The following is a 24487-nucleotide window of genomic DNA, read 5'->3' as shown; positions in this document are numbered from 1 at the left end:
ACCCTTTCATTTTTTCAACATATCCATGAGAAACTCCACCGGATCCTTCCTGGTGTAGAGAACAACACTCCCTGACCGTCGATCGTATCTCGGGTGATTCAAAAACGGCGAGTTCCTGCTTGGAAAGATTTCCACCATCGAGTGATCGAACCTGATCTTCTTTATTCCCAGCTTCGAGGCCCTGACTCTCAATCTGAAGTAATCAACGAGTAATTTCACTTCTTCGGGTGGTTCTCCGAATCTATCCTTCATCTCCTCCAGTATTTCCTCGAGATCTTCCTCATCAAGAGAGGAGGCGAGTCTTCTGTAAAGTCTCAACCTCTCCACAGGATTTTGCACGTAATCTTCCGGTATGAAAAATCTGCCCGGAGGATTTTCTATTTCAACGTTCACAGAGTGTTTCTTTTCGATTCGTCTTTCTTTGAATCTCGTGATGGTCTCTTTCAAGATTTCGTTGTACAGTTTCAAACCGACGGACACAACGTTTCCATGTTGTTCCAAACCGAGGACATCTCCCACACCTCTCAGTTCCATATCTTTCAGTGCTATTTGAAGACCGCTTCCAAAGCCTGTGTAGGATTTAAGCACCTTCAGTCTTTCAAGAGCGCTTCTTGGAGTACCCTTCGGGTACAGGAAGTACGCAAAGGCCCTTCGGTCGCTTCTACCCACCCTTCCTCTGAGCTGATAGAGCTGTGAAAGGCCGTATCTCTGTGCGTCATCCACTATGAGTGTGTTTGCATTCGGTATATCAACACCATTCTCGATAATTGTGGTACACAGAAGAACATCGATGTTCCCGCGGTAGAACTCGTGGACAATTCTCTCCATGGTTTTTCTGGACATCTTTCCGTGGGCAACCGCTATTTCCAACTCCGGAAACATCCTTTTCAGTTTTTCGAAAACCTCCGGTAGTTCTTCCACGCGGTTGTGAACGTAGATCACCTGACCTCCCCTGTTTATCTCCCTGATCACCGCTCCCTTGACGAGATCATCGCTGTACTCTGCGACATAAACGTATACTGGTTTTCTTCCAGGGGGAGGAGAATTTATCACAGAAAAATCTTTCATTCCAGAGAGGGCCATGTGGAGGGTGCGTGGAATAGGTGTAGCACTCAGGGTTAGCACGTTCACCGAGAGTCTCAGTTTCTTGAATCTTTCTTTTTGCTCAACTCCAAACTTTTGTTCTTCGTCGATGATGACAAGACCAAGATCGGAGAATTCGATCCGTTCGTTCAGCAGAGAGTGTGTACCTATGATGATGTCTATTTCTCCCTTCTTCAGCTTTTCGATGATCTCCTTCTTTTCTCTCGCTGTTCTTGAACTGTCCAGGAGTTCCACTTTTACACCGAACGGTTCCATTCTCTCTTTGAAGTTCTCGTAGTGTTGTCTTGCCAGAACGGTGGTTGGGACGAGCACCGCTACCTGCTTACCAGATGCGACTGCACGAAACGCAGCTCGCAGAGCTACTTCTGTTTTTCCAACACCCGCGTCTCCACACAGGAGCCTGTCCATTGGTTTTTCAGAGGCAAGATCGCTTAGTACTTCTTCTATACTCTGCTGCTGATCAGGAGTTTCAATGTATGGAAAAGATTCCGCGAATTTTTCTTCCAGTTCTGGGTCACCTGGAAGAGAAAGACCCTGGGCCTCCTGTCTTTTCATGTAAAGTTCAACGAGTTCTTTGATCTTTTTCTCGATGTCTTCTCTCACTTTCTTCAGTGTTTGTTTCCATTTTCCGCGGTTCATCCGGTCGAGTTTAACCTGCGAAGGATCACCTATATATTTATGAACTCTGTCGATCTTCTCGATGGGAACGTACAAAATTGCGTCTTCATATTTCAACTTCAAATAATCCCTCTCTCCGAGAACTCCCTTGAGACGAACAATCCCCTCGAAAATGGCTATTCCGTGCTCTCTGTGAACTACGAGCCCACCCTCTTCGATCTCATCGACATCCAGAATGGGCAGCGATTCTTTTTTCTCAACACGTGTTGATAGCGGTGCAGAACCCTTCTCAACGTTTTTGAGTATCACTTCGACTACTCTTTCATCGAAGAAGTCGTTGTAGCGTTCCTTCAAAAGGTCCCTCATTTCTTTTCTGAACTTTCTGTACTCATCCAGAACCTTTTGAAGATCTTCACAGATGAAGCGAGCATCTGTCTTTAAGAAATCAAGCAAGGTGCTTTCACCGTAGAAATCAACAAAAGGAAGTATCAGAGTCTTATCAACACCTTGGAATGAACGCTGGGTGTCTACCTTGAAGAAACGAATTTCTTCAATTTCGTCTCCAAACAGTTCTATCCTCACGGGAAAGTCGTTCCCTGGAGAGTAAATGTCGATTATATCTCCGCGAATGGCAAATTCTCCCACGTTCTGAACAGTGAAAACAAGTTCATATCCCATTTCGACGAGTTTTTCTGGGGACAGCGTGAGTTTTGTGGATCGTGCTATCATCAGGGAGTTTTCTCTCAGAAAATCGGGTGAGAACACCTTTTCGGTGAGCGCTTTCAGGGTAGTGGCTATCTTGAGGTTCTCCCCGTTTAGAAGCCTCCACAGGATTTCTATTCTTTTTCCTTTTATCTCGGGTGACAAAACAACATCTTCGAGAGGCAAAACATCTCTCGAAGGATAGAAAATGTATCCTTCTATATTCGAAAACCTTTCGTTCGGCAGCAGAAGAATCTCAACCATTTTTCATCAGGTCTTTTACAATCCTCTTCTGGTCTTCATCGAGTCCTTCCATGGGGTCTGGAAGGTTGAGCTTTATCTTACACAGGGCTTTCACTATCTTCACTCTGGGATCTGTCAATCCCTGTTCCTCGGCCTTTTCCAGCAGTTTCAGAGCCTCGAAAAATTTCCCCATCTGATAGTATGCGCTTCCCAGATTGAAAAGAACAACCGGATTTTTTTGATCTATTTCCAGTGCTCTTTTGTAGCTCTCAATAGCCTTTGCCAGAAGGTTCATTCTTCTGTAGATGTTCCCTATGTTGACCCAGACTTCTACTGATTGTTCTTTTTCGGCTATTTTCAAAAATTTTTCCAAGGCACTCTCCAGCTTTCCTTCTTCAAGTTCACGGTATGCTTCTTCAAATTCACTGGAGACCAAGTTCTATCACCTTCTTTGTGACGTATATGGTGTCTGAATAGTTCATGTCGGGTGTTTTGAAAGAAACGGAAATAGGAATGATCTCTTCGGTTATAGGCTTCACATAAGAAAAGCTGAAGACCCAGAGGTTATGTTTTAGGAAGTGGGGTTCACCGATGCCTCCTCCCGATCTGTAGCAAAAATCTTTCAGAGCTGCGCTCGCTTCAGGAGAGGTGTAGAGCTTGACGTTTTTGAGTTTCAAAACGGCGAGCTGTTCGTTTGAGAAGGTAATATCCGGGGGCACTACAACGCAGTATCCCTTTCGATCGTTTATCTGGTAGACTTTCTTAGAGAGAAACTCCTCATCGCTTATGTATACTGTGTATTCTCTCAGCTCGTGTGAAACTTCGAAGGGTACTCTTCCGCGCGCTTCGAAAAGATCTGAGAAGAGCTGAACCAGATCGATATCACGTCCAAAGGCATTCTCCACCCTCACGTACAGGAACATTTTGTCGACAGTCAATTCAAAAGAATCGATGTGAACAAAGATAGGTTCCGAGGACTTGAGAAGGGAGATCTCAATCGAGTTCTTGTCCCAGTTCATTCCAAACAGGTATGGATATTCGTACTCTATGTTCACGTACTGGGGAACCTGCCCTATTGTTTGAAGTTTTTTTCCATCGAAATGGAAGAGATTTCCAGACTGATCCAGGAGAAGATAAGAACCATCGTAAAAGATTTCAAAGGAACGTGTTGGAACGGGGAGAGGGATGTTTTTCTGTGATTCTGTATCCACGTTGATCACGATGAGAGAATTGCTCCAGGTGTCAAGAACGACAACCTGCCTGCAGTACACCTCCGCATCGACGATCAGGGGTTTCCCATCGATTGGTATTTCTCTCTTCAAACCGTTTTCTGAGATCAAAACGATTTTATCCACATCTGCCAGGGTAAACTCTCCAGAATTCAAAACACCTGCTCCTATCGGATTGAGAAACTTCCCTATTTCCTTTTCATTCTTGAAAACCCTTCCGTCTCTTGAGATCAAGAAGACGTTTCCGTCCCTATCGGTGAACACCTGCTCCGGTTGGAAAGATAAGTTTCTAACGGTGAAATTGAAACCATCGCTTTCGATAAGACGGTTGTTGACCGGATCAACGATGTATATACTCTCACCAAAAATTGACACATCCGTGGGTGTGAGAAAATATTCTATTCCATCTTTAAAACCCTGGAGTGTTTTTAACGTTTTCATGTTGAAAGAATCAGATTCTTTGTCCTGCAGTATGAATTCCAGATTGTTAACCAGCGAGAGCACTTCAGGCTGATCCGGTACGATAACAAGCAGGTTTTTCAGATCCTCGTAAGCCTCTCTCACTCTTCCTGTTTCTATCATCAATTTTGCTCTCAAATACCAAAACTCTGCGAGATTCTCAGCGGGGATGGGTTTGTAGAAGATCTCCTCTATCTTCTGCTGTGCGGAAGATATATCTCCCTTTGCCCAGTCTATGATCGCTTCTGAGAACATCTCTCTAACGCTTTGAGCGAAAAGAGCAGAAAAAGTTAGCAGAAACAAAAGCAATATCGTTTTTTTCACGTTTTCACCTCTTGAAGAGGTTTACCTTCCTTTCTGTACCGTTCAGGAGACGCTGGATGTTTTCGGAGTGTCTGAGAGTGGAAAGAACCGCGAGAATGAGAAACAGCATTCCCGTATCGTAGCCCTTGAGCAGATATCCCAGAAGAGCAGAAACGTAAAGAGCTACAAGAGATCCAAGCGAAGCGTATTTAGTCAGCATTACGATGACAAGCCAGGTCAGTGTGAACACTAGTCCCGTAGGCCACGAAAGACAGAAAATGATTCCAAGGGTGGAAGCGACTCCTTTTCCACCTTTGAACTTCATGAAAATCGGAAAATCGTGTCCGAGGACAGTCGCGATCGCCGTGAGTGATACGATCTTCGAATCTCCTGAGAAAGTAATGGTAATGAACACAGGGAAAAATCCCTTCAAAGCATCCAGAAGAAGACAAATCCCTCCAACGGCAGGACCTGTGGTTCTTATAGCATTCGTCGCTCCAACGTTGCCACTCCCCACTTTTCTCACATCAATACCCTTCAGCCACTTCGGGATCAAGTAACTGAAAGGAATCGAGCCTATGAAGTAACCGAGAATCGGGAAAAGCCACCAGCCCACGATATCACCTGCTCCTCTTGAACTTCAAGAATATAGGAGATCCCTCGAACGGAAAAACGTAGTCCCTGATCAGTTTTCTGAGGAAAATCTTTTGTGGATTTTTTACCTTTTCTATGCTGTTCACAAAGAAGAGAAAAGTAGGCGGTTTTATGTCCACCTGAAGACCGAAAAAGATCTTGAGACCACGAGGGAGATTCGTGAACGCGAGCACTTTCTGAAGAGCCGAATTAATGGCACTGGACGGCACTTTCGTTGTGTAAGAAGCGTACGCTAAATTGATAGCGTCTATCACTCTGTCTATGTTCCAGCCTTTGTCAGCGGAGGTAAAGATAAGCGGACTGTAATCGATGAAATAGAGCTTCTCTCTGAATAATTTGGTGAATTCGTCGTACCTTTTTTCACGGTGTTCAACGAGATCCCATTTGTTGAAAACAACGACGCTGGCTCTCCCTCGTCTTTCCACAAGGCCGGCTATTCTCTGGTCCTGTCTTGTGATACCCTGAGTTGCATCAAGAACTATCACAACAACGTCCGCTTTTTCTATGCTGTCCACAACCCTGTAGTTGCTGTATTTTTCAACAGTCCTGGGTTCGACCCTGGATTTTCTCCTCAAACCAGCCGTGTCAACGAATACGTATTTTCTTCCGTCTATAAACACTTCGTCGTCAACGGGATCCCTCGTTGTTCCAGGTATCGGTGACACAAGAGCTCGTTCTTTGTTCAATATAGCGTTGAAGAGTGTGGATTTTCCCACGTTCGGTCGGCCAACGATGGCAACTTTTATTGCGTCGGTGATTTCGGGCTTTGATTCTAAATCCAGCCCTTTTTCTTCGAGCTTTTTGATGATCGTCTCCAGGAGAGTATCGAGATTTATGTTGTGCTCTGCAGAAACGGGTATTGGTTCTCCAAATCCTAAACTGTAAAGCTCCGGCTTCACTTCTCTTTCGAACTCTCTGAGATTTTCCGCTTTGTTCGCCACAAGGATAGTATCAACGGTGGATTTCCTGAGAAAATCGGCAAGCGATTCGTCTTCTTTTGTAATTCCTCTTTTTCCATCGACAACGAACAGAACGAGATCAGCTTCTCTGATCATGTTCAGGGTAACTTCCTTCATCTTTTGGGAAATGATGTCCTGTGGATTGTCGAAGACTCCACAGGTGTCCACGAGTTTAAAGGTTTTCCCGTACCACTCTACAGTATCTTGAACGGGGTCACGGGTGACCCCTTCTTCGTCTTCGACAATAGCCTTTTTCTTCTTTACCAGCTTGTTGAACAGAGTAGACTTTCCAACGTTTGGTCTACCAACTATCAGAACCGTCGCCATATTTCACTCTCCATTCTTTTTGAGAAGGTCTCCAATGGATTTCTGAGAGCTCTCCTTCTCCACCATTTTTTTGTACTCCTCTATGTTTTTCCTTTCTTCATACCGCTTTTCGCTCAGTATCATTCTTCCACCGAACACCTCGTCGGGATCTATTCTAAGAACGACGAGGTTTAAAGCTTTTCCCGTTTCAGGCTCGCTGAGAAGATGGTTGTTCGGCACGAAACCCTCCACATCGTACTCTTCGACTTCCACTACCACTCCCGAGTTCACGATCTTCTTTATGGTTCCACTCACGATGGAATCTGGTTTCAACTCTTTGAGAGCACGTTCCCAGGGATTTTCCTGTGTTCTTTTTATGCTGAGAGTGATCTTTCTGTTCTCTTTGTCTATCTTCAAGATCTTCACTTTCACCTTTTCGCCGATCTTTAGAATTTCTCCAGGTTCATCAATTCTTTTCCATGAAATTTCAGAGACGGGAACGAATCCTTCAACACCTTCTTCTAACTCGACAAAAGCTCCCTGTTTTATGATTCCCGTCACCTTTCCTGTCACCACGTTGTTGACATTGTACCTGTCTTCGATGTTTTCCCATGGATCTCCCTTTGCCTTTCTGTAGCTCAAAGTGAGTTTTCTGTTTTCTTTGTCTACATTGATAACTTCAACTTCACCAGATCTCCAACACTCACCACTTCTTCAAGACTTTTTCTTGCGTTCCCCCAGAAGACTTCAGACCTTGGCACAAGTCCTTCCACGCCGGGCTCCAGTCTCACAAAAAATCCGAACGGATGAATCGAAGTCACTTCTCCACTCACCACTTTTCCAACCGGATACTTCTCTTCCACTTTTTCCCACGGATCGGGCATGAGTTTCTTCAAACTCAGGATGACATTCTTTTTCACCTTGTCCAGTTCGATTATCTTCGCTGTTATGTTCTGGCCGGGTTTCACTATGTCTTCAGGAGATATTCTGGTGTCGTAGCTGAGTTCGCTCCTGGGAATGAATCCCCTCACTCCCTCTGAAATTTCAACTTCGACACCTGCGTTACTGATCCCTTTCACGGTACCTTCTACGATGTCTCCCACTTTCTTCTCTGAGAAGAACTCCTCGATCTTCTTATCCTGGAGAGCTCTTCGCGAAACAACGATTCTTGGTCCCCGTCTCGTCTGAGCCATTTCCAAAATGATGACTTCTATTTCTTTTTCAGGCATGGGATCGTTCCTTCTGAGGAGGGAGTGTGATCCTGGAAGAAAAGCAGAGACTACTCCTTTCAGTAAAACGTTGTATCCTCCTTTCGTCTGCGAAACGATGCGGGCTTTCACAGGTTTCTTTTCTTCGTAATCTTTTCTCAACTCTTCAAGCGTTTTTCGAAGAACTGGTCTCCTCTCCGAGAGAATAGATCTCTCTTCGTAGTTCAGATTCAGTATTTGAAGGGTGAGATTCTCACCCACTTTGTACTCATCTAAGGATTTGATCAGTTCGTTCTCCGGTACGAATCCCTCGCTTTTTCCCCCGAAGTCCACCACCACACCATCGTCTTCCTTGCCGATAACCACACCTTTTACAATCTGTCCTCTTCTGAACTCCTCAGGTTCGTACTGGCTGAGGATTTCATCGTTGAATTCAAATGGTTCCATCTCTCTTCCCCTCCATCTCTTTCAGTTTTCTGACAACGTTTTCTATCAGAGAATTGGGTGTAGAAGTACCGCTGAACACACACACCGTACCATATTTTACTACGTCCGCTGGTAATTCGTCAGGTGATTCTATCCAGATCGTCTTTGAGTGTTTTGAAGCGATTCTGAAGAGTTTTCCTGTGTTTGAACTGTGCTTTCCTCCGACCACTATGGAAAGATCACAGATCTTTGAAAGCTCCTCCACTTCCCTTTCTCGGTTCACAGTTACGGGGCATATGGTGTTGAGGAAAACGGCTTCTTCGAATTCGTTCATCCTGATCATCGCTGCAACGAACTCTTTATATTCTTCGAGCGAAGAAGTGGTCTGAGAGAGAAAGACCACCTTTTTTTCTTCGAGCTTGAACGGAACTTTCGTGACGATGGCAGGAGCGTATCCTCTCAGTGCCACCATTTCCGGGTGGTCTTCTTTTCCAAAAACGATGACTTTCCTCTCTTTGGCATATCTTTGAGCGGTTTTGAACAGTTGAGAAACTATGGGACAGGTGAGATCGACGACCTCTGGAAAGATCTTTTTCAGTTCTTCGAGTCTATCTTTCGGGATACCGTGAGCCCTTACAACGAACACCTCTCCATCTGTCATCTCCGAAGACACTTTCAATCCTTTCTTTGTCAGTTGCTCCATCACCTGTTTGTTGTGGACTATCTCACCATCTGTTACCACTTTCTTTCCTTCATCGAGTAACTCCTCCACGGTTCTTATCGCTCTTTCCACTCCAAAACAAAAACCGATATTCTTTGCCACTACTATTTTCAAGTGTTCATCCTCTCCCTGACCAGTTTTAGGATCCTGTCGAGCACTTCTTCCACACTCATACTGGTTGTGTCTATGATCACAGCATCTTCCGCTGGTTTCAATGGGGCTACGTTCCGCTTGGAATCCTGCTCATCCCTCGAGATGAGTTCTCTTTCAACTTCTTCTTTTGTGACCTTTAGACCTCTTTTCTGGTACTCTTTCAACTTTCTCTCTACGCGCGCTTCCAGAGACGCTGTGAGAAATATCTTCAGGTGAGCGTTTGGAAGCACAACCGTTCCTATATCCCTTCCCTCGACCACGATGTTTTTGTCGTCACATATTTCCCGCTGGATTCTGACCAGGTGCCTTCTCACAACTTCAAGCCTGGCAAAATTTGAGGCAAGAACCCCCGCCTCTGGACTTTGAATCTTTTCTGTGTAATCCTCTCCGTTGATGTAGACTCTTCCGTTCACATAGTCTATCTTCAGATCTTTCAGCACGTTTTCGATCTCTTCTTCAGCGGAAGAGGAACTGAGCCCTTTTTCGTGCAGATAAACTGCAACGGCACGGTACGTTGCTCCCGTGTTCAGATGATCGAAGCCGAGTTTTTCAGCAAGAAGCTTTGCTATTGTGGACTTTCCAGACGCTGCGGGACCGTCTATTGCTATTTGAAACCCCATTTCACGCCTCCTCCACTGTATCGGTGATTTTGAAGATCTTATCGAGATGGGTAAGTTTTAGTATTCTCGATATGCTTTCTTTCAGTGAGCTGAGGATGAACTCCTTTCCGTTGATTTTCGCGTCCTTCAAAATCACAACGAGTGTTCCAAGGCCCGCGCTGTCCATGTAGGAGACAGACGAAAGATCGAGGACGATCTTCTTCTTGCTGGTGGTCGAGATGAAGTTTCTAAGCTGTTCCTTCAACTCCGAAGAATTGTAAGCGTCTATGTCCCCCTGCACTCTCACGATGGCTTTGTCATCCTGTTCAACGATATCGAGTTTGAGGTTGTTCATGTTATCCCTCCTCTATTCTAATTCTGAGTTCTCTGAGTTGCCTTTCATCAACTTCAGCGGGGGCTCCCGTCAAGAGGCACACACCGTTTCCTGTTTTTGGAAACGCTATCACTTCTCTTATAGAACTCTCACCGGCTATGATGCTCACCAATCGATCCAGTCCGAAAGCTATCCCGCCGTGCGGCGGAACGCCGTACCTGAACGCTTCGAGGAAGAAGCCGAATTTTTTCTGTGCTTCCTCTTCACTCAACCCAAGAAGTTCAAAGATTTTCTCCTGAATATCTCTTCTGTGAATCCTGATGCTTCCTCCACCGACTTCGTAACCGTTGATGACGAGATCGTAGGCTTTCGCCCGGACCTTTGTGTAATCATCACCTAAGGTTTCCAGAACGGGCATTGTGAAGGGGTGGTGCCGCGCCACAAATCTTTCTTCTTCCTCGCTCCACTCGAAGTATGGAAAGTCGACTACCCAGAGTACATCGAATCCTTTTGCAAGGTGTGAGAAGTGCTCTTTTCCGATTTCCAGCCTCAGCGTTCCAAGGGCTTCGTTGAGGAGGTTTCTATCAGTGTGGGCCGCTATGAGACAGACGTCTCCTTCGTTCATGTTTTCCGTTTCTGCGATCTTTCTGAATTCTTTTTCGAGGTGTTTCAGGTGTGGTGACGTGATTCCACCGTCCAATTTGAACCAGATGAGACCGCCGAGACCGAGTTCTTTCATTCTTGCCATGAGTTCTTCGCCTTTCTTTCTGCTCATCTCCGAAGCGAATCCGGGAACGATGAAACCCTTCACACTTCCTCCTTCATTGAGGACGTTCCTTATCACCTTGAACTCCGTGGTCTCAAAAGCGTATCCAAAATCTCGAAGTTCCATTCCGTATCTTCTGTCTGGCTTGTCTGTTCCATACTTTTCCATCGCATCGTCGTACGGAATTCTGTCGAAGGGAACCTTGAGATCGATGCCAGAAGATTCTTTGAACACTCTTGAAACCATTCCTTCGCTCACATTCAGTACATCTTCCACATCGACAAAGGACATCTCCACGTCAACCTGGGTGAACTCCGGTTGCCTGTCTGCTCTGAGGTCTTCGTCCCTGAAGCATCTGACTATCTGGAAGTATCTGTCGAAGCCGGAGATCATCAGAATCTGCTTGAAGAGCTGAGGAGATTGAGGCAGCGCGTAGAACTTTCCGGGTCTGAGTCTCGAAGGTACGAGGAAATCCCTCGCCCCTTCCGGAGTGCTTCTTGTGAGAAAGGGAGTTTCTATTTCAAGGAAACCGAGTTCATCAAAGTAATCTCTGATGATTTTCGATATTCTGTATCTCAAAATGATATTTCTCTTCATTCTCTCGGAACGAAGATCTATGTATCTGTACTTGAGTCTCATTTCTTCTTTAGGTGTTTCTCCAGGATAAAAAGGAAGCGGATCGGCAAGAGACAGGATCTCTATTCTTTCGGCGACGACTTCTATTTCTCCTGTTTCGATGTTCGGATTTTCCGTCCCTTCTGGCCTTTTTCTCACGGTTCCCTCAACCAGAACGACGGATTCTCTTGTGAGTTCATCTACAACACTGTAAGCCTCACTGTTCACATCGCACACGATTTGAGTCTCACCGTATCTGTCTCTCAAGTCGATGAATCTCACACCACCGAGATCTCTGATCCTGTCCACCCATCCGCACAGCTTCACTTTTTTTCCCTCGTCTGTTGCTCTCAGCTCTCCACACGTGTGTGTTCTCAGCATAATGTCCCTCCCTCAGGGTCGGTTATTATCGCCGTTATCAACTCAGACGGTACCACTTCAAAAAGGTTTGTATCTTTCAGCTTCTTCGAACCGAATTTGAAGGGATCCGCCACAACGAAGAACGGTTTCCTCAACTCTCTGCTCAGAATAGCCAGGGTGGTGGTTCCCACTTTGTTTAAAACATTCCCCGATTCGTCCACGTAGTCGGCTCCCGTCAAACAGACGTCAACCATTCTGAGAATCCTGTAGGCCAGCAGATCTTCTACAGGTTCAGCGCGAAGGTGTATCTTCCTCAAAGATTCTACCAGTATTTTCCCTTCTCCGCCCGGGTGTGACTCGAGAACGAAAACCATAGGAGGTCTGGCTTTACGAAACACCTCCAGCAGTGTTTTGCTGTTGCTCAGCGTGAGAATTTTTTTATTTTTGAAAAAATTCGACGCGTAGTCTGTAGTTCGAGCGAAGGATTTCTCCACAGCTCTCTCGAATTTCTCCAGTTCTTTCAGGGAATGATTTTCCAGAAAAAAAGCCAGTTTTTCGAGAACGGCCATGGGTTTCTCTTCACAGAAAATGCCTATCTCTTTCGATACTTCCCCGGAGTCAAGCTTTTCAGAGTTCTCTTTGAGAAATTTTAACAACTTTTCCAGAACTTCCTGGGATCCCTCTGTGTTCAATTCTTTCAAAAAACTCAAAACTTCCATAACCCCACCTCTATAGTATTCTACCCTAAACTCTTTCATTCTGGATTCGATAATTGTAATCGGTTGTTTTCAGCCATAAGACATGATTATCGAGAATTATCCGAAAATATCTCTTTGAATCTCTGAAAATCTCATGTTTACAACACAATCCATCTGTGTTATAATTTTTTAAAACGAAGATTAACTGGGGGGCGAAATCATGAAGAGGAGAAGAGATACTGAAGTGGCTCGACTCAAATCCAAGTATTCAGGAGCTCAAAAAATTCGCCAAGAGCTTGGGTTTGAGAGTGAAAAAGGCCATGAAGAAGAAAGAAGTTATAAAACTCATCAAAGAGCATGTGGAATCCGCTTTTTCAACGACAGATTCTTCCTCGGGTGTTTCGACGACCGTTCAAAGGAGAGAAGAGAAAGATCTAAATCTTCCCAGAACTTACGATAAAAATAAGCTTGTTCTCATGCCGGTTAATCCCTACGTGGTTTTCGCTTACTGGGACTTCGATCAAAGAACAAGAGAGCTGATGAAACAAAAAGCCAGAGAAGGAAAGGCAGTGATCAGACTCTACGATGTGACTTTCATCATGTTCAATGGAACCAACGCGCACAGAACGTTTGAACACAGACTCGATGAACTCACGCTCGACGCAGGGAACTTCTACTTCAACGTTCCTATGCCGAGGGCAGATTATCTTTCGGAAATGGGCTACCTTGACGATGAGGGAAAGTTCGTTTCAGTGTTGAGGTCCAACGTCACCAGAACCCCTGCCGCTTCTCCTTCGGCCTCTTCCAGGGAAAGATGGTACGACTTGAAAAACAAAAAGCGAACAGTGGTACTGTCTGAGGGAAGTCTAATAAAGCCTGTTGAGAAAATAAGAGGTGTTACCTCACCCGGATTTCCTTCCGGACAGGGTATGATGGCCCAGGGAATAATGTGGGAAATTTTCAGGAGCGGGAGGTAATCTCATGAGAGGAAAAATACTGATATTTCTGCATGCGCATCTTCCATACGTTCACCATCCTGAATACGATCATTTTTTGGAAGAAAGGTGGCTTTTTGAGGCCATAACAGAAACTTACATACCGCTTTTAATGATGTTCGATGAAATAGAAGATTTCAGGTTGACCATGTCGATCACTCCTCCGCTGATGGAGATGCTCTCCTCCAGAGACCTTCAGGAGAAGTACGAAAGACACATGGAAAAACTGATCGAACTCGCAAACAAGGAAGTGGAGAGAACTAAAAAGGAGCACCCGCTGAAGCATAAGATGGCTAAATTCTACCGTGAACATTTTGAAAAAATTCTGAACGTGTTTCGCTCTTACGATGGAAACATCTTGGAGGGCTTCAAAAAATACCAGGAGACCGGAAAGCTGGAGATAGTGACCTGCAACGCCACACACGCGTTTTTGCCGCTCTATCAGATGTACCCAGAGGTGGTGAACGCTCAGATCACAGTTGGCGTGAAGAACTACGCTAAGCACATGACGTAACACCCAAGGGGTATTTGGCTTGCGGAATGCGGATACTATCAGGGGCTGGATCTGTACCTTGCCCAGAACAACGTTGAGTATTTCTTTGTGGATTCTCATGCCTTCTGGTTCGCCGATGAACAACCCAGATACGGTGTCTACAGACCCATCATGACGCCAAGTGGTGTTTTCGCCTTCGCACGAGATCCGGAGTCGAGCGAACAGGTCTGGAGTGCAGCCGTTGGGTATCCTGGTGATCCAAGGTACAGAGAATTCTACAGAGATATAGGTTTCGACAGAGAAATGGAGTACATAAAAGATTACATAGACCCTTCTGGAGTCAGGATAAACACCGGAATAAAATACCACAGGATAACTTCGAAAAGCTTGGATGCTTCGCAGAAAGAATATTACGACATAGATCTGGCCATGGAAGCTGTGGAAGAACACGCGAGGGACTTCCTTCACAAAAAGGAAAGTCAGGCAAGAAGATTGATGGATATAATGGGTGTCGAACCGGTCATCGTTGCTCCCTTCGACGCTGAGCTCTTCGGTCACTGGTGGTTCGAGGGTGTGTTCTTCTTGAAGAGGTTCTTTGAACTGGTGAATGAATCAAAAGACCTGAAGCTCGTCACCGCATCCGAAGTTATAGACACTCTCGAAGAGGTTCAGATCGCCACACCCGCCGACTCGAGCTGGGGTGCCGGAGGATACTACGAAACGTGGCTCAACGGAACGAACGACTGGATCTACAGGCATCTCCACGAGATGATCGAAAGAATGATAGATCTTTCGAAAAAGTACTACAACAGTTCCGATCCACTCGTGGAAAGGGTTTTGAATCAGATGCTGAGAGAACTATTTCTCGCACAATCGAGCGACTGGGCTTTCATCATGACTACAAGAACGAGTGTTCAATACGCGGAAAACAGAACGAAGCTTCACATAAAGAGGTTTCTGAACCTCTACGATCAACTCGTTTCTGGAAGAATAGACGAAGAGATGCTAAGATACTACGAGTGGACGGATGCCATCTTTCCAGAGATAAACTTCAGGGTGATGGCGAGGGATGTGATTTGAAGACGTCTGATTATCTGAAAAAGTACGGTGTAAGATTGAAAAAACACCTGGGACAGGTCTTTCTTTCAGACGATAGAATAGCGAAGCGCATCGTGAAAGCGGCTGAACTGACTCCAGAGGATGTGGTGGTGGAGATAGGAGCCGGAGCTGGAACTCTCACGGAAGAACTCGCTAAGACTGGTGCGAGGGTCATCGCCTACGAAATCGATGAAAGTCTTGCTCCGATTCTTCAAGAAAGACTTTCGAAGTATCCCAATGTGGAATTGAGATTCGAAGATTTCCTGAAAGCGAAAAACGTTCCTGAAGGCGCAATTTGTGTGTCCAACATCCCCTACAACATAACAGGTCCCCTCATGGAAAAGATCATAGAATGGAAATTCAAAAGAGCCATCGTCATGATTCAGAAAGAGGTTGGTGAAAGGATCCTGGCGAAACCCGGAAAGAAAACGTACGGATACCTTTCGGTTGTGGTTCAGACGTTCTACGAGGTGAAAAAGCTCTTCGATGTTTCAAGATCCTGTTTTGTACCGAACCCTGAGGTTGATTCCACAGTTGTAGATTTGAAGAGAAAACCTGTGGATTTGGATTTCGAAAAATTCAAAAAATTCGTCTCGATGATATTCGCAAAAAAAAGAAAAACGCTCAAAAATAATCTGAGACCGTTTCTTTCTATCTTCGAGGGAGTAGATTTGTCAAGAAGAGCGGAACAGCTCACCGTTGAGGAGATCGTGGAACTCTATGAAAAATGGAGGAGAGCACTCGAATGTTCAAGGGGATAATAGCTGCGCTGTGGGATATGGATTCCATAGGAGAAATAGAACCCGATGTGGTCTTCCTTTTGAAGAGCGACATTTTGAATCTGAAGTTTCATCTGAAGATTCTCAAAGACAGGGGAAAAACCGTTTTTGTTGATATGGATTTTGTGAACGGACTAGGAGAGGGAGAAGAAGCGATTCTTTTTGTGAAAAAGGCCGGTGCCGATGGTATCATCACGATAAAGCCAAAAAATTACGTCGTTGCAAAGAAGAACGGAATTCCCGCTGTCCTCAGATTCTTTGCTCTCGACTCGAAAGCGGTCGAAAGAGGTATCGAACAGATAGAAACGCTCGGGGTAGATGTGGTGGAAGTCCTTCCAGGTGCGGTGGCTCCGAAAGTGGCCAGAAAAATACCCGGCAGGACAGTGATCGCCGCCGGGCTCGTTGAAACAGAGGAAGAAGCTCGCGAAATCCTCAAACACGTTTCAGCGATCTCTACAAGTTCAAGAATCCTCTGGAAGATGAAGTTTCTACCATGATACACTTTTCAGCGGAATATTCCACGTCTTTCAAAGAATCGAGGAATCTTTTGATCTCTTCTGAGAACGCTCCCGGTTGATACCAGAATCTTCTGAAACCCGCGTCGTACGCCTTCTTTGTTTCTTCAAGTGCGACTTCAGGTGGTACAACGAAGACTATCACATCGATGTTTTCAGGAAGTTCCTCCACGCTTTTGTAAACCCTGAAACCTTCTATCTCGTCGTACTTGGGATTCACCGGTAAAACCTCGAATCCCTTGGAAACCAGATCTTTAAGTATCACGTTTCCGTACTTTCTTGGATTAACCGTCGCTCCAACCAGTGCTATCTTTTTGAATTTCTTTGGATCCATTTTCTAACCTCCTCACCGTTCTTGTTACAACAAGATTCGCTCCTGTTCCAAAGAGATCTCTTAGAACAACATCACCGGCCTTCACGGGGGCTTCCACTTTGATTTCTCTAACTATCTTCATGAGTTCCGGTATGAATCTCTTCGGAATCGGTTTGTCTGTCTTGACGGATGCGAGTGGAAGCTCTCCGTTCAATACTCTGATGCTCGTTGGAACGACTCTTTTTGGATCTTTTATCTCATCCTTTGCGTATTCAACACCTCGTGGGCACCTGTTTCCTGTTATGGATTTTATGTGGCCGTCTTCAGTTAGCTCCACCTTAATTTTACACCCGATCGGGCACTGAACGCAAACGACATTTTTGAACATTTCAATTCACCTCCTCGACGGACACCACGATTTCATCGAGTCCTTCGAGATCCCTGTCGGAAATTTTCACCCTCAGCATCTCACTCGGCACGAGATCTTCGAATTCCCTTGCGAACCTTCCAACTACGAGTCTTCCTTTCTCCATGGGTTTCTTCACTCTCAGGTAGAGAGTGAGAGGTTCTGCAGGGGTGTACCAGATCGGATGAACCACCATCACGTTTTTTCCGGGTCTCACGGGAATCTTTTCTCGCGGGATCTCGCCTTTCACGAACTTTGCGGCGTACCGTCCCGCCGTCTCACCCTCGTAGCTCACGTAATCCACCAGATCGAAGATCACTGTGCAGTTTCCAGCGGAAAAGATCCAGTCTCTGGAGGTCTGGCCTATATTTGAAACTCCCACACCTCTGGAGGTCGGATTTTTCACCACCAGGTTTTCTATCAATTCCACCTGAGGAATGAGTCCAACGGACAAAACCAGCGTGTCCACTTTGAACACCCTCTCCGTTCTCGGAATGGGTCTGAACTGTTCATCCACTTTTGCGACCACGACTTCTTCCAATCTTTCTCTTCCTCTCACCTCAACGACTGTGCTGGAGAGGTACAAAGGTATGTTGTAGTCCTCAAGACACTGTATCACGTTCCTGAGGAGGCCTCCCGCGTACGGTAGACGCTCCACAACACCGACGACTTCCATTCCCTCGAGGGTGAGCCTTCTTGCCATGATGAGACCTATATCTCCGGAGCCCAGTATGAGAGCACGTTTTCCGGGGAGCCTGTTTTCTATGTTGATGAGTCTCTGGGCAACACCGGCTGTGAAGATACCGGAGGGCCTGTCTCCTGGGATCATGAGACTACCAAAAGGTCTTTCCCTGGCACCTGTCGCGTAGACGAGCGCTCCCACTTCTACTTCCTCTATGCCTTGTTCGGTGACGAGGATCACCCTTCTGTCCTCAACACGTTTCACATAAGCATTCGTCAGCGCTCTTATTCCCATCTTTTCCATCTTTTCCTGGAATCTTTCAGCGTACTCCGGTCCGGTGAGTTCCTGCCTGAAATAGTGAAGACCAAAACCGTTGTGTATACACTGGTTCAATATTCCTCCGGTTCTTTCGTCTCTCTCGACGAGAAGAACTTCCGCCCCTTCTTCTTTTGCTTTCAACGCCGCCGCCATTCCGGCAGCTCCGGCTCCTATCACCATCACGTCGACCCTCATTCTCTCACCTTCCCGTTCACAACCCAGCTGTTCTCCGATTTCATCTTTATTTCCGACATATCCACACCGAGTTCTCTCTCCAGAATCTTGAGAATTCGAGCCATGCAGAAGCCCCCCTGGCATCTCCCGAACATCGCTCTTGTTCTGAACTTCACACCGTTGAGTGTCCTTGCTCCTCTTCTGATAGCTTCTACTATTTCTTTCTCTGTCACTTCGTTGCAGAAGCAAACGAGTCTTCCCGCACGTGGATCTCTTTCTATTTCCCTTCTCCACTCTTCGAGTGGAAGTTCCGAATAGTGAACGATTCTCTTTCTTTCCGGTTTGAAGTCTTTTTTCTTCTCAAGAGGAATTCTCATTTTTTCCTGGATCAACTCTTCAACAACGTACTTTGCCACCGCCGGCGCTGCTGTGAGACCAGGAGATCTTGTTGCCATAACGTTCACGAAGTTCTTCACCGTCTCGCTCACTTTTATGAAGAAGTCTTTTTGTGGACTTTCCGGTCTCAGCCCTGAGAAGGTTTTCACCACGAGGGAGAAATCGAGGGAAGGTACAAGCCTTCTTGTGAATTCTCGAACTTTTTCGAGACCTTCTCTGGTGGTTATGGGTCTGTCTTTCATCTCTTCGGGAAGGTCTTCGGCAGTTGGTCCCAGAAGGATTCCACCATCGACTGTGGGAAGAACGAGTATCCCTTTCGAGATCTTAGTGGGTGTGGGGAATATGACCCTTTTGACCAGACCCTGAAGTTTCTTATCAAGGAGAATGTATTCGCCTTTTCTCGGATGCAGGGGAACGTACTCTGCACCGGCCAACTTTGCTATCTCGTCTGCGTGGAGCCCAGCGCAGTTTATCACGATATCCGCTTCGTATTCACCTCTGCTGGTGTGAACTTTCCTCACTCGACCGTTGACTTTCTCAAAGCCAACGACGCTTTCTCCAAGAACGAGTTTCAATCCGTTCTGGACGGCGTTTTCCACGGCTGCTATGGCAACCATCCATGGTTCTGTGATGCCAGCAGTGGGAGCGTAGAGGGCATATTTGACCTCTGGGTTCAGATTCGGCTCCATGGAAAGAACTTCGTCTCTTTCCAGGATGGTCAAACCTGGGACACCGTTTTCTTCGCCTTGTTTTAGGAGACGTTCGAGTTCTTTCAATTCCTCATCGTTGAACGCCACTACGAAAGATCCAATTCTTTTGAAATCAAAATCCAGCTCTTTCGAGAGATCTTCGTACATTGCATTGCCTGACGCGCAAAACTGTGCACGAACGCTTTCAGGTGGATCGTCGTAACCAGCGTGAACGACAGCGGAATTCGCCTTTGTCACACCCCAGCCCACGTCCAGATTTTTCTCTATGAGGGTCACTTCTAGGTCGTACTTAGTTAACTCTCGCGCTATCAGAGAACCAAACACTCCGCCACCTATGACGACAGCCTTCATCGTTTGCACCTCCTTAAACAAAAAGAGCCATACCCCACTCTTGTGGGATATGGCTCTCTCTTTTCTCTCTCCTTCAAGAATTATATTATCTTCCATAGATCTTTGCAACTCGTTGATATTGCTTTTGCTCCTGCTTCTAAAGCAGCAAAAACCTGCTCTTTTTTCCTTATCAATCCTCCCGCTATTATGTCTCCAGAATACCGTTTCGTTATCTCCTTGATGAACTCTGGAACTATACCGGGAAGAATTTCTAGAAAATCTGGCTCTAAGTCTTCTGCCTGAGCCAATCCACTTTCTAAAGCACCGGAATCTACCAAGAATACTCTTTGAATAATTCTCATACCCAGTTTTCTGGCTATTTTCAAAAGATGAATGTGTGTAGAAATTATACCGTCAACACCTACAATTTCTCTTAAAAATTCAAGTGAACACCTGTCTAATGAAAGCCCCTTTACAAGATCCACGTGAACGAAAACTTCTTTTTTTCCGTTCTTGAGTTTGTAGACTATTTCTTCGATGTTCATCACAGTTCCTGTTAACAAAAATATCACTTCAGAAGGTGATTCTAAGGCTTCTTCAATATCCTTTTCTGCCCTGACAGCTGGAATTACAGGATACAAGTTCATCGTTTTTCCCATCCGAGGGATCTCGACACTGCCTCTTTTCATTTTGAATACAGCCTCTCTCTTTCTTCGGAATTCATAGAAGGTTCAAATCTTCTGTCGAGTTGCCAGAGAGAAGCTATCTCTTCCTGATCTTTCCAGTACCCAACTGCGAGCCCTGCAAGGTAAGCAGCTCCAAGTGCCGTCGTTTCGTTTACAACGGGGCGCTCCACAGGAACCCCGAGTATGTCAGCCTGAAACTGCATCAGGAAGTTGTTCACAACGGCTCCACCATCGACCCGGAGGGTTTCCACCTTTATATCGCTGTCTTTTTCCATGACCTCTACCACGTCTCTTGTCTGGTAGGCGATCGACTCAAGAACGGCCCTCACTATATGCTCTCTGGTGGTACCTCTGGTTATGCCTATGATCAAACCTCGAGCGTACATGTCCCAGTAGGGAGCACCGAGTCCGACGAAGGCGGGAACGAAGAACACTCCTCCGTTGTCCGGCACTTTTGTAGCGAGTTCTTCGGTTTCTGCGGCGTTTGAGATGATCTTCAGACCGTCCCTTAGCCATTGCACAGCGGCGCCAGTGATGAATATGCTGCCTTCGAGGGCATAGTAAACCTTCCCGTTTATTCCCCACGCGATGGTTGTGAGAAGACCGGATTTCGATTCAAAGGCTTTTTCTCCGGTGTTCATGAGGAGGAAACATCCTGTTCCGTAAGTGTTTTTCAACATGCCTGGCTGGAAGCAGGCTTGCCCAAACAGTGCCGCCTGTTGATCCCCTGCGTCTCCAGCTATAGGTATTTCCACTCCGAAGATATCCTTTGCTGTGTAACCGTACACGTGACTCGACGGCATCACCTGTGGAAGCATTGCCCTCGGTATGTTTAGAAGTTCCAGGATTTCATCGTCCCAATCGAGTTTGTGGATATTGAAGATCATCGTTCTGGAAGCGTTCGAATAGTCCGTGACGTGAACCCTTCCACCTGTGAGATTCCATATGAGCCAGGTGTCAACTGTTCCAAAGAGAACTTCTCCTTTCTCTGCCTTTTCTCTCACTCCCTCGACGTTGTCGAGAATCCACTTGATCTTTGTTCCAGAAAAGTACGCATCGATGACAAGACCAGTTCTTTCTCGAATGAACTCTGAGTATCCTTTTTCCTTCAGCTCATCACAGATGGGAGCGGTTCTTCTACACTGCCAGACTATGGCGTTGTAAACTGGTTTTCCGGTGTTTTTGTCCCAGACGATGGTTGTTTCCCTCTGGTTTGTGATACCTATTGCGGCGATGTCTTCTGGTTTTATCCCTGCTTCTTCGATAGCTTTCTTTGCCACTTCGATCTGTGATTCCCAAATCTCCACGGGATCGTGTTCTACCCACCCCGGTCTTGGATAGATCTGTCTGAATTCTTTGTTGACTTTCGATACCACGTTTCCTTTTTCATCGAAAACGATCGCTCTGGAGCTTGTTGTACCTTGATCGAGAGAGAGAACATATTTCATGAAGACCCCTCCTTTTGCGATAAGATTAGCATCAGAATAACCAGTTATAAAGGCTGGCACCAAGAATGCCTCCAATTATGGGACCTATTATTGGGACCCACGAATAACTCCAATCCGAGTCTCTTTTTCCAGGGATAGGAAGGATAGCGTGTGCCAAACGTGGTCCGAAGTCTCTGGCAGGATTTATTGCATAACCTGTTGGACCACCTAGTGAAAGTCCAATACTCCACACGAGGAAACCAACTAACAGTGGATTCAAACCGTCTGCAAGTTTGTTGGCTCCGATTCCGAGAACACCCATGAGTAGCACCATTGTTCCAATAATTTCTGTTAAAAGGTTTGCTCCATATTTTCTGACAGCAGGTCCTGTACAGAAAACGGCTAATTTTGCATCAGGATCATCTGTTTCTTTCCAGTGAGGGAGATAGGTGAGGTATACTAATATTGCACCAACGAAAGCACCAAGAATTTGCGAGAAGATATAACCAGGAACTTTTGACCATGGGAATTGACCAATGAACGCCAATCCGATAGTTACAGCAGGGTTGATGTGAGCACCGCTGATTCTTCCAACTAGGTAAACCGACATAGCAACAGCTAGACCCCAACCCGTAGTAATCACAATCCAGCCAGAGTTGTGTCCCTTTGATTTCTTTAATACTACGTTTGCTACCACACCGTCTCCTAGGATAATGAGAAGCATTGTACCAAGAAATTCGGCCAGGTACACGGACATTTTCCCAATCCTCCTTGTATGTAAATATTTAACCCCCCAGCAGTATCCATAAACGGATACACACTGGGGGGTCTCTTTTTCTCTAAACCCCAATTATTTACTTTTTTGTTATGCCTCGATGTGAATTATAACAAACCTTTTGTTTTATGTCAATATAGTTACAAAAATCACAATGCAGTTTCATCTTATGTGGAAGTTGTTATTTTCTGTTAAATTTTAAATCTTTCCACGTCTTCTTTCAATTCATCGGAGAGTTTCTTCAGTTCTGTTCCGATGTCTGCTATTCTCTTTGCTGCTTTCTCCTGTTCTGTTATGTTTTCGGACACTTCTTCCACTTCGTCTGCGACCGTTGTGGTTGTCTTGGCAACCGCATCGAGCGCACTGCTCATCTCTTCGGAGGCTGCGCTGAGTTCTTGTGCGCTTGCAGCGATTCCTTCGATTCTCGCGGCGAGGTCTTCTATTCTGGTCACGATCTGGTTGAAGCTTTCGTAGGATTCTTCGACCAGTCTTCTGGCATCTTTCGTGATCTCCACATTTTTCTTCGACATTTCGTTCGTTCTTTCAACACCTTCTCTGATGTTTTCGAGTATCTGGCTGATCTCTTCTGTGGCTTTCTGACTCTCTTCAGCGAGTTTTCTGATCTCATCGGCAACCACCGCAAAGCCTCTTCCCGCTTCTCCTGCTCTTGCTGCCTCTATAGCCGCGTTCAGTGCGAGGAGGTTCGTCTGCTCTGCGATACTCTGGATGGTTCTTACAATCTCCTCGATGTTTCTTGCGCTCTCCGTCACATTCGAAACGACATCGGCCGTTTCTCTGGAATTCTCTGAGACATCTTCCACCTTTTTGACCGCCTCTTCGAGGACCCTCTGACCGTTCCTCGCGAAATCTGCTATGTTGTCTGCGTTTTCCGAGATTTCTTGAATGAGTTTGGAAATGTTCTGAGAGTTGGCGGAAACTTCTTCAGAACCTGATGTGACTTCCTCTATGGACGCGGAAGCGTTCTGAACCTCTTTGCTGATCGTGTCAGAAGCTCTCGCTATCTCTTCAAGGGCACTGCGAAGCTGTTGGGAGAGGGCGAATAGCTCCTCAGAAACTCTTTCCACCTCGTCCTGGGATTTATCGATCTCCTGAACCATCTTTCTGAGATTTCCAACGGTTTCGTTCAATTTCTGCGCTATGAGACCGAACTCGTCCTTCGATTTTATATCAACGGAGACAGACAGATCTCCACTCGATATCTTCTCGAGGGCAGACAAAACGGCTTTCGTCTTTCTCGAAAGCACTCTTCCATAGAAGAAGATCATTATTATCACTGCGATTCCTATTACCGAAACTGTCAGAACATTTCTAAAGATGAGATTTCCGACCGTTACTTTCACATCGTCCACGTATATTCCAGTTCCGACGATCCATCCCCAGGGCTCGAAGAGTTTCACATAAGAAATCTTGGGTTCTGGTTTGTCGCTTCCTGCTTTGGGCCAAGAATAAGAGACGAACCCTTCTCCTTTTTCTTTCGCTACTTTCACCATTTCATTGAACAGGTACACACCGTTCGGGTCCTTGTAGTTGCTCAGATCCTGACCGTTCATTTCTGGTTTGATGGGATGAAACACCATTCTGGGATGGGTGTCGTTGATCCAGAAGTAGTTGTTGTCGTCGTACCGGATCTTTCCTATCAGTGATTTTGCCAGTTCCTGTGCCTGTTCTCTTGTGAGCTCTCCTTTTTGCTCCATTTCGTAGGCTCTCTCCAGAATACCGTACACGGATTCAACCAGGTGTTTTGCTTCTTCTTTTTTCCTTTCCATGATCGAGTTGAAAACGGTTGTGTTCAGAAGAACGTACTGTGTCACGAAAAACGCCAGGACAACCACCACGCCGATTACCAGAACTTTAGAGGCGATACTTCTCATGTCTGAAACCTCCCTGCTGAAATGTTTTTGAAGATTAACTT

The 24487-nt window shown here is 45.8% G+C and carries 23 protein-coding genes and 1 pseudogene; 4 read left to right on the top strand and 20 right to left on the bottom strand.

The features are described from left to right. Nucleotides 1–6: 6 nt before the first annotated feature. From mfd to TM_RS07300, 12 genes are read right to left on the bottom strand one after another with little or no spacing between them, the layout of a single operon-like run. The gene (mfd, locus tag TM_RS07350) at nucleotides 7–2688 is read right to left on the bottom strand and encodes a transcription-repair coupling factor (protein WP_004081728.1); all 2682 of its coding nucleotides are present in this window, start codon (nucleotides 2686–2688) and stop codon (nucleotides 7–9) included. Then, nucleotides 2681–3103 carry a tetratricopeptide repeat protein gene (locus tag TM_RS07345; RefSeq protein ID WP_004081726.1) on the bottom strand — a complete coding sequence of 141 codons (423 nt, stop codon included), beginning with the start codon at nucleotides 3101–3103 and terminating at the stop codon, nucleotides 2681–2683. Before TM_RS07345 ends, mfd begins: the two co-directional genes overlap by 8 nt. Further along, the gene (locus tag TM_RS07340; protein ID WP_004081724.1) at nucleotides 3090–4679 is read right to left on the bottom strand and encodes a hypothetical protein; all 1590 of its coding nucleotides are present in this window, start codon (nucleotides 4677–4679) and stop codon (nucleotides 3090–3092) included. The genes TM_RS07345 and TM_RS07340 overlap by 14 nt, the downstream gene beginning before the upstream one ends. A gap of 4 nt (nucleotides 4680–4683) precedes the next feature. After that, the gene (gene plsY, locus TM_RS07335; protein ID WP_004081723.1) at nucleotides 4684–5274 is read right to left on the bottom strand and encodes a glycerol-3-phosphate 1-O-acyltransferase PlsY; all 591 of its coding nucleotides are present in this window, start codon (nucleotides 5272–5274) and stop codon (nucleotides 4684–4686) included. 4 nt (nucleotides 5275–5278) lie between these two features. After that, nucleotides 5279–6598 carry a ribosome biogenesis GTPase Der gene (der, locus tag TM_RS07330; protein WP_004081721.1) on the bottom strand — a complete coding sequence of 440 codons (1320 nt, stop codon included), beginning with the start codon at nucleotides 6596–6598 and terminating at the stop codon, nucleotides 5279–5281. 3 nt (nucleotides 6599–6601) lie between these two features. Next, nucleotides 6602–7219, bottom strand: a complete 618-nt coding sequence (locus tag TM_RS09720) for a S1 RNA-binding domain-containing protein (RefSeq protein WP_244261683.1) — start codon at nucleotides 7217–7219, stop codon at nucleotides 6602–6604. A 23-nt stretch (nucleotides 7220–7242) separates the two neighbouring features. Continuing rightward, on the bottom strand, nucleotides 7243–8232 hold the full coding sequence (locus TM_RS09715; RefSeq protein ID WP_244261682.1) for a S1 RNA-binding domain-containing protein: 990 nt from the start codon (nucleotides 8230–8232) through the stop codon (nucleotides 7243–7245). Next, nucleotides 8219–9046, bottom strand: coding sequence for a 4-hydroxy-3-methylbut-2-enyl diphosphate reductase (gene ispH / locus TM_RS07320; RefSeq protein WP_004081718.1), 828 nt, complete (start codon nucleotides 9044–9046; stop codon nucleotides 8219–8221). The genes TM_RS09715 and ispH overlap by 14 nt, the downstream gene beginning before the upstream one ends. Next, complete coding sequence (cmk, locus tag TM_RS07315; protein ID WP_004081716.1) at nucleotides 9043–9705, bottom strand: (d)CMP kinase; 663 nt, start codon at nucleotides 9703–9705, stop codon at nucleotides 9043–9045. Before cmk ends, ispH begins: the two co-directional genes overlap by 4 nt. A gap of 1 nt (nucleotide 9706) precedes the next feature. Continuing rightward, nucleotides 9707–10039, bottom strand: a complete 333-nt coding sequence (locus TM_RS07310; RefSeq protein ID WP_004081714.1) for an STAS domain-containing protein — start codon at nucleotides 10037–10039, stop codon at nucleotides 9707–9709. A gap of 1 nt (nucleotide 10040) precedes the next feature. Then, on the bottom strand, nucleotides 10041–11780 hold the full coding sequence (aspS, locus tag TM_RS07305) for an aspartate--tRNA ligase (RefSeq protein ID WP_004081712.1): 1740 nt from the start codon (nucleotides 11778–11780) through the stop codon (nucleotides 10041–10043). Further along, nucleotides 11774–12478, bottom strand: a complete 705-nt coding sequence (locus tag TM_RS07300) for a translation initiation factor eIF-2B (protein ID WP_004081711.1) — start codon at nucleotides 12476–12478, stop codon at nucleotides 11774–11776. The genes aspS and TM_RS07300 overlap by 7 nt, the downstream gene beginning before the upstream one ends. Nucleotides 12479–12759: 281 nt before the next feature. On the opposite strand from TM_RS07300, the gene TM_RS07295 reads away from it, so the two are divergent. From TM_RS07295 to TM_RS07280, 4 genes and pseudogenes are all read left to right on the top strand, one after another. Continuing rightward, entirely contained in the window at nucleotides 12760–13434 is a 675-nt protein-coding gene (locus tag TM_RS07295) for a DUF4912 domain-containing protein (protein WP_341871632.1), read from the top strand. 4 nt (nucleotides 13435–13438) lie between these two features. Then, nucleotides 13439–15025 (top strand): annotated as a pseudogene (locus tag TM_RS07290) (glycoside hydrolase family 57 protein). After that, the gene (rsmA, locus tag TM_RS07285) at nucleotides 15022–15804 is read left to right on the top strand and encodes a 16S rRNA (adenine(1518)-N(6)/adenine(1519)-N(6))-dimethyltransferase RsmA (RefSeq protein ID WP_004081704.1); all 783 of its coding nucleotides are present in this window, start codon (nucleotides 15022–15024) and stop codon (nucleotides 15802–15804) included. The pseudogene TM_RS07290 and the gene rsmA overlap by 4 nt, the downstream one beginning before the upstream one ends. After that, the gene (locus tag TM_RS07280; protein WP_004081703.1) at nucleotides 15789–16319 is read left to right on the top strand and encodes a glycerol-3-phosphate responsive antiterminator; all 531 of its coding nucleotides are present in this window, start codon (nucleotides 15789–15791) and stop codon (nucleotides 16317–16319) included. Before rsmA ends, TM_RS07280 begins: the two co-directional genes overlap by 16 nt. On the opposite strand, the gene TM_RS07275 is transcribed toward TM_RS07280, so the two are convergent. The 8 genes from TM_RS07275 to TM_RS07240 all read right to left on the bottom strand — a co-directional run bounded on the left by TM_RS07275 (nucleotide 16276) and on the right by TM_RS07240 (nucleotide 24446). After that, complete coding sequence (locus TM_RS07275; protein ID WP_004081702.1) at nucleotides 16276–16671, bottom strand: CoA-binding protein; 396 nt, start codon at nucleotides 16669–16671, stop codon at nucleotides 16276–16278. The two genes, TM_RS07280 and TM_RS07275, sit on opposite strands and share 44 nt — an antisense overlap. Then, nucleotides 16622–17038: a DUF1667 domain-containing protein gene (locus tag TM_RS07270; RefSeq protein ID WP_004081696.1), complete on the bottom strand. Its 417-nt coding sequence runs from the start codon at nucleotides 17036–17038 to the stop codon at nucleotides 16622–16624. The genes TM_RS07275 and TM_RS07270 overlap by 50 nt, the downstream gene beginning before the upstream one ends. A 1-nt stretch (nucleotide 17039) precedes the next feature. Beyond that, nucleotides 17040–18251 (bottom strand): NAD(P)/FAD-dependent oxidoreductase, encoded by a 1212-nt coding sequence (locus TM_RS07265; protein WP_008195104.1) that lies wholly within the window; start codon nucleotides 18249–18251, stop codon nucleotides 17040–17042. Continuing rightward, nucleotides 18248–19687 (bottom strand): NAD(P)/FAD-dependent oxidoreductase, encoded by a 1440-nt coding sequence (locus TM_RS07260; RefSeq protein WP_010865341.1) that lies wholly within the window; start codon nucleotides 19685–19687, stop codon nucleotides 18248–18250. Before TM_RS07260 ends, TM_RS07265 begins: the two co-directional genes overlap by 4 nt. Nucleotides 19688–19767: 80 nt before the next feature. Continuing rightward, nucleotides 19768–20355, bottom strand: a complete 588-nt coding sequence (locus TM_RS07255; RefSeq protein ID WP_004081688.1) for a glycerol-3-phosphate responsive antiterminator — start codon at nucleotides 20353–20355, stop codon at nucleotides 19768–19770. Then, nucleotides 20352–21800, bottom strand: coding sequence for a glycerol kinase GlpK (gene glpK / locus TM_RS07250; protein ID WP_010865340.1), 1449 nt, complete (start codon nucleotides 21798–21800; stop codon nucleotides 20352–20354). The genes TM_RS07255 and glpK overlap by 4 nt, the downstream gene beginning before the upstream one ends. A 31-nt stretch (nucleotides 21801–21831) precedes the next feature. Beyond that, complete coding sequence (locus TM_RS07245; RefSeq protein WP_004081684.1) at nucleotides 21832–22536, bottom strand: MIP/aquaporin family protein; 705 nt, start codon at nucleotides 22534–22536, stop codon at nucleotides 21832–21834. Between the two features lie 209 nt (nucleotides 22537–22745). Then, nucleotides 22746–24446, bottom strand: coding sequence for a methyl-accepting chemotaxis protein (locus TM_RS07240; protein WP_004081682.1), 1701 nt, complete (start codon nucleotides 24444–24446; stop codon nucleotides 22746–22748). Nucleotides 24447–24487 lie beyond the last annotated feature (41 nt).

It is taken from the genome of Thermotoga maritima MSB8, from assembly GCF_000008545.1.
Classification (GTDB): domain Bacteria; phylum Thermotogota; class Thermotogae; order Thermotogales; family Thermotogaceae; genus Thermotoga; species Thermotoga maritima.
This window is presented reverse-complemented; position numbering and strand designations above follow the sequence as displayed.

What these genes read in the sequence shown, in the direction of transcription:
- TM_RS07275 (WP_004081702.1), bottom strand. Translation starts at nt 16,671, where the DNA reads ATGGATCCAAAGAAATTCAAAAAGATAGCACTGGTTGGAGCGACGGTT.
- aspS (WP_004081712.1), bottom strand. Translation starts at nt 11,780, where the DNA reads ATGCTGAGAACACACACGTGTGGAGAGCTGAGAGCAACAGACGAGGGA.
- TM_RS07265 (WP_008195104.1), bottom strand. Translation starts at nt 18,251, where the DNA reads ATGAGGGTCGACGTGATGGTGATAGGAGCCGGAGCTGCCGGAATGGCG.
- der (WP_004081721.1), bottom strand. Translation starts at nt 6,598, where the DNA reads ATGGCGACGGTTCTGATAGTTGGTAGACCAAACGTTGGAAAGTCTACT.
- mfd (WP_004081728.1), bottom strand. Translation starts at nt 2,688, where the DNA reads ATGGTTGAGATTCTTCTGCTGCCGAACGAAAGGTTTTCGAATATAGAA.
- TM_RS07280 (WP_004081703.1), top strand. Translation starts at nt 15,789, where the DNA reads ATGTTCAAGGGGATAATAGCTGCGCTGTGGGATATGGATTCCATAGGA.
- TM_RS07245 (WP_004081684.1), bottom strand. Translation starts at nt 22,536, where the DNA reads ATGTCCGTGTACCTGGCCGAATTTCTTGGTACAATGCTTCTCATTATC.
- glpK (WP_010865340.1), bottom strand. Translation starts at nt 21,800, where the DNA reads ATGAAATATGTTCTCTCTCTCGATCAAGGTACAACAAGCTCCAGAGCG.
- TM_RS07310 (WP_004081714.1), bottom strand. Translation starts at nt 10,039, where the DNA reads ATGAACAACCTCAAACTCGATATCGTTGAACAGGATGACAAAGCCATC.
- TM_RS07255 (WP_004081688.1), bottom strand. Translation starts at nt 20,355, where the DNA reads ATGAAAAGAGGCAGTGTCGAGATCCCTCGGATGGGAAAAACGATGAAC.
- cmk (WP_004081716.1), bottom strand. Translation starts at nt 9,705, where the DNA reads ATGGGGTTTCAAATAGCAATAGACGGTCCCGCAGCGTCTGGAAAGTCC.
- TM_RS09715 (WP_244261682.1), bottom strand. Translation starts at nt 8,232, where the DNA reads ATGGAACCATTTGAATTCAACGATGAAATCCTCAGCCAGTACGAACCT.
- TM_RS07260 (WP_010865341.1), bottom strand. Translation starts at nt 19,687, where the DNA reads ATGAAGGCTGTCGTCATAGGTGGCGGAGTGTTTGGTTCTCTGATAGCG.
- TM_RS07240 (WP_004081682.1), bottom strand. Translation starts at nt 24,446, where the DNA reads ATGAGAAGTATCGCCTCTAAAGTTCTGGTAATCGGCGTGGTGGTTGTC.
- TM_RS07270 (WP_004081696.1), bottom strand. Translation starts at nt 17,038, where the DNA reads ATGTTCAAAAATGTCGTTTGCGTTCAGTGCCCGATCGGGTGTAAAATT.
- TM_RS07300 (WP_004081711.1), bottom strand. Translation starts at nt 12,478, where the DNA reads ATGGAAGTTTTGAGTTTTTTGAAAGAATTGAACACAGAGGGATCCCAG.